The organism is Actinomadura sp. 9N215, from assembly GCF_044326345.1.
Lineage (GTDB): Bacteria > Actinomycetota > Actinomycetes > Streptosporangiales > Streptosporangiaceae > Spirillospora.
Genome location: NZ_JBIRBA010000051.1, coordinates 26,619 through 32,791, shown reverse-complemented (window position 1 = coordinate 32,791; position 6,173 = coordinate 26,619). Strand labels below are relative to the sequence as shown.

At 72.1% G+C, this 6,173-nt stretch carries 9 protein-coding genes and 1 pseudogene; 5 read left to right on the top strand and 5 right to left on the bottom strand.

Features of this window, described 5'->3' with window-relative positions:
• The first annotated feature begins 373 nt into the window (after window positions 1–373).
• Window positions 374–904 (top strand): zinc ribbon domain-containing protein, encoded by a 531-nt coding sequence (locus ACH34T_RS43425; protein ID WP_396026872.1) that lies wholly within the window; start codon window positions 374–376, stop codon window positions 902–904.
• 501 nt (window positions 905–1,405) lie between these two features.
• Here the strand turns inward: ACH34T_RS43425 and ACH34T_RS43420 are convergent.
• Both ACH34T_RS43420 and ACH34T_RS43415 read right to left on the bottom strand, forming a co-directional pair.
• Window positions 1,406–1,606: a hypothetical protein gene (locus tag ACH34T_RS43420; RefSeq protein WP_396026871.1), complete on the bottom strand. Its 201-nt coding sequence runs from the start codon at window positions 1,604–1,606 to the stop codon at window positions 1,406–1,408.
• 584 nt (window positions 1,607–2,190) lie between these two features.
• Window positions 2,191–2,832, bottom strand: a pseudogene (locus ACH34T_RS43415) (recombinase family protein); the annotation flags it as partial.
• Between ACH34T_RS43415 and ACH34T_RS43410 the strand changes: the two are divergent.
• The 3 genes from ACH34T_RS43410 (at window position 2,831) to ACH34T_RS43400 (ending at window position 4,419) form a co-directional block, all read left to right on the top strand.
• The gene (locus ACH34T_RS43410; protein WP_396026870.1) at window positions 2,831–3,181 is read left to right on the top strand and encodes a hypothetical protein; all 351 of its coding nucleotides are present in this window, start codon (window positions 2,831–2,833) and stop codon (window positions 3,179–3,181) included. The pseudogene ACH34T_RS43415 and the gene ACH34T_RS43410 sit on opposite strands and share 2 nt — an antisense overlap.
• A 54-nt stretch (window positions 3,182–3,235) precedes the next feature.
• A complete protein-coding gene (locus ACH34T_RS43405) occupies window positions 3,236–3,790 on the top strand; it encodes a hypothetical protein (RefSeq protein ID WP_396026869.1) in 555 nt (184 codons plus the stop codon).
• A 494-nt stretch (window positions 3,791–4,284) separates the two neighbouring features.
• Window positions 4,285–4,419, top strand: a complete 135-nt coding sequence (locus ACH34T_RS43400) for a hypothetical protein (RefSeq protein ID WP_396026868.1) — start codon at window positions 4,285–4,287, stop codon at window positions 4,417–4,419.
• 184 nt (window positions 4,420–4,603) lie between these two features.
• On the opposite strand, the gene ACH34T_RS43395 is transcribed toward ACH34T_RS43400, so the two are convergent.
• From ACH34T_RS43395 to ACH34T_RS43385, 3 genes are all read right to left on the bottom strand, one after another.
• Window positions 4,604–4,942, bottom strand: a complete 339-nt coding sequence (locus ACH34T_RS43395; protein WP_396026867.1) for a PadR family transcriptional regulator — start codon at window positions 4,940–4,942, stop codon at window positions 4,604–4,606.
• Window positions 4,943–4,991: 49 nt separating this feature from the next.
• Window positions 4,992–5,246, bottom strand: coding sequence for a hypothetical protein (locus ACH34T_RS43390; RefSeq protein ID WP_396026866.1), 255 nt, complete (start codon window positions 5,244–5,246; stop codon window positions 4,992–4,994).
• Window positions 5,247–5,342: 96 nt separating this feature from the next.
• Complete coding sequence (locus ACH34T_RS43385; protein ID WP_396026865.1) at window positions 5,343–5,555, bottom strand: hypothetical protein; 213 nt, start codon at window positions 5,553–5,555, stop codon at window positions 5,343–5,345.
• 25 nt (window positions 5,556–5,580) lie between these two features.
• On the opposite strand from ACH34T_RS43385, the gene ACH34T_RS43380 reads away from it, so the two are divergent.
• Window positions 5,581–6,141 carry a hypothetical protein gene (locus ACH34T_RS43380; protein WP_396026864.1) on the top strand — a complete coding sequence of 187 codons (561 nt, stop codon included), beginning with the start codon at window positions 5,581–5,583 and terminating at the stop codon, window positions 6,139–6,141.
• Window positions 6,142–6,173: the final 32 nt, after the last annotated feature.

Sequence of the window (6,173 nt, the reverse complement as noted above, 5' to 3'; positions counted from 1 at the left end):
AGATCCAATCGTCCGGGTTCAGGTCGCAGGGGCAAGGCTGGCCACGACTCCGGTGGCGCCTCTCGTCCTCAGGCTCGGGGAACACCTCGTAGCTGGGCCTATGAGAACCCGGTAAGGGTGCGGAGCTCGGTGTCCAGTTCGACGTCGGTGACGGTGCCGACCAGGGACACATGGAAGTCACCGTCGGCGACTGTCGACGATGAAGCCCAGGGCGTGCCGGCCGGTCTCTCGCCGACCGACTCTCGCGGGTGCCCGCGGCGCGGAAAAGGTCCCATCTGTGAGCCAGAATCGGCCCCCACCTTCCTGCCGCCGGGGTGGAACCAGTCGCTTCTCAGGAGGATGCTTAACGAGCCCTAAGGTAAGGACTTCGGCGATGAGCGATGGCGACGGCACCGCAGAGATGAAGGACTGCCCCTACTGCAAGGAGTCCATTCGGGCAGAGGCGGTAAAGTGCCGCTACTGCGGCTCCATGCTTGAGGCCGAGGGGCCCGGACATGGGGGTGCCTGCCCGTTCTGCAAGGAGTCGATCCAACCAGAGGCCATCAAGTGCCGTTATTGCAGGTCGCTGATCGGCCGACCGCAGGCAAGCGCAATGCCGCAGACTCCTGGCGGATGCGGCGGATGCGGCGGAGCGGGCACGGGCCAGCAGCCTCTGGGTCCGGTGGTCATGGCCCAACGTGGTGGCGGTGGCGGCGGATTCGGCGGCGGGGCGCACACCTGCCGTGAGTGTCAAGCCTTCGACCTGGCGTGCCTACTCTATTGCGCTGCCCTCGCGGCCACCGGCGTCGGGGTGCTCGGGGCGGTCGCCTGCGCGTGGGCGTGCAGCGTGGCGAAGGACGACTGCATGAAGGACTGCACCGGTGGAGGGTTCAGTGTTGGTCCCGGCGGAGTAATTCTCGCCTGATCCGCTCGCTCTTTTCGGAACTTCTCGGCCAGCGGACAGCACGAGCACCAGCACCGATTGACCGGCCGGTACCGCCAACGGCTGTACCGGTGTTCCCGAAGGCCGGGGTACGCGACTACCCGCCGGGCGGATCGGACGGCAGAGGCGGTGAAGCGCCGCCCCCTACGGGCGGGGCGGCGCTTGGGACGCAGAATCGAAGAGGGCGGTCAGAGCGGCCGCCGCGTCCGGGGAGAGTGCGATGTGCTTTGGGTATCGATGTCGTTGTTGATCGGCGTGGGCATGCTGGGCCTGTGCGTGCTCGTCGTGACGTCGCGCAACACTGGGCGGGACGTCAATCGGCGATCGCGGCGGAGTCGCTGGCGAAGACCGTGACCGGAGCCCGCACCGTGACCGGACGGCATGCACTCCGCGTGACCTGCGGTTATCGATCTACTTTGCGGCTGGCGATGACGGCCAGGCCCACGCCGGGCACCGGTGACCGAAATCTCGGAAGGGCCGAGGTCAGTCGGGGGCAAGGTCGGGATCGTGGTTGTCGGCCAGGGCCTGGACGGCGGCCGCGCGGGTCCGCCAGGCGTCCTGGTCGGCGATCGTGTCGGGTTCGCCCGCGAAGGGCGTGACGGGCCAGCGCAGCGCGGCGTGGTCGGCGGGATCGCCGCCGGTCGCCTGCCAGTGCGGTCGGCCTCCCCAGTCGTGGCGCTCCACGGTGCCGGCGGCGCGGCCGTCCGGGGCGATCAGCCGGTAGCGGTGCCGGTCCTGCTCATCCAGCGTCTGGGTGAGCCGCCAGCCCTGAAGGCCCGGCGCCGGGCTGTCGGTGGCGGGGGTGCGCTCGCGGTGCCGCCGCACCAGCTCGGCGACGGCCCTGGCCCGGGTGGGCAGCCTGCCCTGCAGCACACGCCCCTCCCGGGTGTGGGCCTGCCAGGCGTGCGCGCTGGACGCGCCGCCCTGCTCGGCGTATCCGATCCGCTCCCCGTCCGCCGCGACCACGTGATACCGCCGCCACCCATCCGGCCAGACCGCGCCCGGTACCCCTCGGCACCGGCGACCGCGGCGGCGATCGGCTTGAGCGCCCGCCGCCACCGCCGCTCCTCGTCCGCCTCCGCGGTCTCCATCCGGTCCCCGGCCGCGCGGCCGGACCCCTCCGTGCCCTCCCCGCCCTCCGGGCTCTCCGCTGAACTCTCCGCCGGGTCCTCCGGGCCATCTGCGGATAGGCCATCGCCGGATGTGCCATCCGCGGCCGCAGAGAGCCCCCCGGAGAGCTCTCCGGGCACCACGGCTCGGGGCCTGCTCTTGATCTCGGGGACGTGCTTGTAGAGCGTGGAGCGGCTGACGCCCAACAGCCGGGCGATGGAGGACACCGACTCGTCCGGCCGGGTGAGCAGGGCGCGGGCCTGGCGGATCTGCTCCGGGGTGAGCGCCGGCGGGCGGCCGAGGCGCTGCCCGCGGGCGCGGGCGGCGGCCAGGCCCTCGTTGGTGCCCTGGACGATCAGCTCGCGGATGAACTCGGCGAGGGCGGCGAACACGTGGAAGACCAGGCGGCCGCCGGGGGTGGTGGTGTCGATCGCCTCGTGCAGTGACCGGAACCCGATGCCGCGCTTGCGCAGCCCGGCCACGATCGCGATCAGGTCCTGCAGAGAGCGGCCGAGGCGGTCCAGGGACGGCACCACGAGCGTGTCGCCGGGCCGCATGTAGTCCAGCGCCTTCCACAGTTCCTCACGCTCGGCGTCCTTGCCGGACTTCTTGTCAGCGAAGATCCGCGCGCACCCGGCCGTCTCCAGCGCGTGAAGCTGCCGGTCCAGGCGCTGCGCGCCGGTCGACACCCGCGCGTACCCGATCAGCGCGCCGGTCAGCGCGGGCTCGGCGGCGAGGGGGTCGCCGCCGAGCGAGTCGTCCAGCAACGGCCCGGCCGGGAGTTCGGCGTGCTTCACCATGCGACTCTCCTCCACGCGCAACCCCGAAGCCGCCGCGGCGATCGCCGGCACCCGCAAGGAGCGCGAGGAGGCCGAGCGCGCCCAGCACGAACGCGAACGCGAGGAGCTGGACCGCGCCCAGGAACGCGAGCAGGAACGCACCGAGGCCGAGCGCGCCAAACTCGAAAGCCGCAGCAAGGAGCGCACCGCGGCCGAGGTCGCCGCCGACGCCTTCCCGATGGGAGTACGCGACGCTCTCCAACACGCCCAAGCCCGCGCCGCCGAGGGAGGGCAAGAACGTGCAGAGCGCAGGCCGGAGCCACCCCGGCCTCCGGAGCCACCAAGCCGTGACGATGGGCTGGGCCTCTGACCCGTCCCGGCCACGATCAGCGGCGCCGCCACGGGCGCGCGCTACCGTGAACGCATGAACAGTGGAGCGGAGAACCGGCCACCGGTCCCCTGCTCGCTCGCCGAGCTGGACGCCGCGTTCGCCGACGCGCCCCGGCCGGATACCACGCCGCTCACCGACGACGAAACGGCCGCGCTGCGTGAGCGCCTGGACGCCCAACAGCCGGGCGAGACCCTGACCCACCGTGAACGTGCAGCCTGGACCGAGATGGGGATCATCCGGACGCGGAACGCCGTGGTCTCCATGTACGAACTCGTCCAGGCCGAGTACCAGCAGCCGACCGCAAGCCCGGTGTCAACGCAGTTCGGCGCCGGGGTCCTCGCGGCGATCGAGTGGGCCACCGGCGTGGAGCCAACCGGCCCCATCACCGATGAGGCCGCAGACCAGTTCCCGCCCAGCGGCGTCCAGCTCTACCACGAAGAGGTGGCCGCGCTCGACGTGGCCGAGCGTCGCCGGCCACACCGGCACGGGCAGAACTTCGCGGTCGGTGTACAGCATGCGCTCATGTGGCTCACCGCTCGGACCAGCGAACCACCGTGGGGCACCACCCCACTCCCCCACGGCGGCTGACCAGCGTTCAGCATGAGCGCGGCGAGGCGCTGGTCTGCGGTTTCGGTGTAGCCGGCCAGCGTGGACAGCACCGCCACCCACACCGCGAGCAGCGCCGCGGCGGCGCGGTCCCGGCGGCTCCCAGACGGCACGCCAGCCCCTTCCGTCAGACAGGTTCTCCCGGACGGTAGACGCCCGCCCAGGCCGCCCGGTTCCCGCCGAGACGTACGCGCGTCGACGTTGTCCGCGGCGCCCGTCCGACCGGATTCGCCGTAGAGGTGGAGCAGGGGCCTGGATCTACCCGGCATGAAAAAATACATACATGTGCTTTCTGACCGGCCGCCCGCATCGACCTATATATGGGGTCTGACCAGGGGAAACACGATCAGTGCCGTCACATGTTGTTGAGACCCGGTAACGTGCTCTCTGTCTCCGCTCCGAACCATGCGTGCATATGCCGGATGGTCCGGCGAGGCGCCGGCCGCTTTTCTGGGCCGGAGCGAGGAGGCTCCCCGATGGGGAAGCAGGAACCGCAGACCCCCCCAGGTTGGTACTGGCGGATCCGCATCGTCCTTGAGGCAATCAAGGCGGCCGCGGTGATCGTCGTGAGGCCGCTCTGGGAGGTGATCGCGGCGCATTTCCGCTCCTAGCGAGCGGGAGAGGCCCCCACCCGGATAGCCGGCAAGCTCCAACAGGGTGGGGGCCTCTTGCGCGTTCACGGCCGATCACGCCGAGTAATCGGGGCGTACATCTTGGCCGTCAGACGCTAACCATACCCACATTGCAATCTGTCTGGGTACATTCACGTACGAACGTTTCACTTGTTACCGCAGGTCATCGGCACTTTGTGGCTCCGGGGGTGCCGGGGCGCAGGCTGCCCCAGGGGACGGGCGCGGCGGTGCGGCTCTGGTGCGCCTTGGCCAGCGCGAGCCGGGCGGCCTCGATACCGTCCTGGGTGAGCTGGTAGTAGCGGCGCCGCGGGCGCCCGCCGGCTTCGTGCTCGGCCGGGTCCTCCCACTGGGAGGCGATCCACCCGCACTGCTCCAGCCGGGTGATGATCGGATACACCGTGCCCGATGGCAGCCCGGTGGCCTGCACCATCTCCAGCCCGTACCACTCGCGCCCCGGCTCCAGCAACGCCTGGCGCAGCACCATCTGCGTCTGCAGCGTCATCCGCGGGCCCTTAGCCACGCCGCTCACCTCCTTCGTTGATCAATCCCGCTCATGGCGCGTCGCCCGGCGGGACGGCGGGCGGGGTGCCGGGATCCGGTGGCGGGGCGGAGCGCTGGCGGGTGTTGTGGTAGATCCCGTACAGCAGCCCGATCACCGCGGCACCCACCCCGATCGGCAACCCGAACGCCGGGTACAGCGCCGCCAGCACCACCCCGGACGCCACGCTCCCGGACGCCACCAGCACCTCGGCCGGGACGAACACCCCGCGCCGGTCCCTGCGGCCCTCGCCGGTCTGCGCGCACATCACACACCCCTTCCCTGCCGTGGCCTCGCCCGGCGCCGCCGGGCCCGGTCCCCTGCTATGCGTCCCCGGGCCACGGGCTGCGGGCCGGCCCGCAGCTCATGCCCGCCCCGTCCGCGGACGGCGCAGCACCCAGCTCTGCCGCGGCGCCCCTCCCAGCAGCGAGCACAGCTGCCGCGCCCGGGCCCGGCGGGTGGGCAGCTCGACAAGCAGGGACACCCACTCCTCCCCGAACCGCGCCCGCTCGGCCGCCGGCAGCACCACCACCGCCGCTCCCACCAGCCGCCGCGACACCCGCCCCAGCCCCCGCAACCCTCCCCGGGCCGTCGCCCCCGCCGTGGCCGCCGGCACCGGCGGCATCCGGGCGAAGACCCGCTCACAGGCCCGTAGCGCCGCCACCGCCGCACGCCCCGCCCTCGACAGCGCCGCCACCAACTCCGCCGAGTTCGCCACGTTCACCGCGTCCGCCGCGTTCGACGCCCCGTCCGCCGCGAGCACTGCGTGCACCGCCGCGTTCGTCGCCGCGGACGCCGCCGCGTCCGCCGCGTTCCTCGCCACGTTCGCCGCGGTCGCCGCCGCGTTCGTCGCGTTCGCCGCGTTCGTCGCCGCGTTCCTCACCACGTTCGCCGCGGTCGCCGCCGCGTTCGCCGCGTTCGTCGCGTTCGTCGCGTTCGTCGCCGCGTTCCTCGCCGCCATCACGGCCGCCGCGGCCGCCGCGGCCGGCACACGCGCTGAGTACGCCTCGCGCACCGCGTTCGCTGCCCGCGCCGCCGCGTCCGCCGCTGGGATGACGGCGGAGGCGAACGAGGCCACCGCCGCACGCACGGCCTGCCGCTCCTGGGGGGTCATGCTCACGCCTTCCACCCTGACCTACAGTGCTCGTACTCTACATAGCTAGTCTTCAAAGCAGCGACTTTCCCTCCGGGGAGG